This is a genomic window from Winogradskyella poriferorum (assembly GCF_050618035.1).
GTDB lineage: Bacteria > Bacteroidota > Bacteroidia > Flavobacteriales > Flavobacteriaceae > Winogradskyella > Winogradskyella poriferorum_A.
The window spans coordinates 1-227 of sequence record NZ_JBODPY010000185.1 but is presented as its reverse complement, the minus strand read 5'-3'; the positions used below and the strand labels follow the sequence as shown (position 1 = coordinate 227).

Genomic DNA, 227 nt, shown 5'->3' with positions numbered 1-227 from the left:
AAAGTTTTATGTTTACCAGCATACGAATTCAGCTTGCCATTTTCTCTCGCAATATTTAGTGCTTGTTTGCTAATATCAACACTTGTTACCTCGGAAGCACCATTGGCCAAGGCATGAACTGAAAAACCTCCAGCATATGAAAACACATCTAGTACCTTTTTATTAAAACTTAAAGCTACTACTCGCCTTCTGTTTTCACGATGATCTAAAAAATATCCTGTTTTATG

1 protein-coding gene is annotated in these 227 nt (G+C 35.7%); it reads right to left on the bottom strand.

All coding sequences use genetic code 11. The annotated features are described in order from the left end of the window. Positions 1-227: class I SAM-dependent methyltransferase (locus ACRHOC_RS15395; protein ID WP_431159468.1), on the bottom strand; the 227-nt coding region annotated here is incomplete at both ends.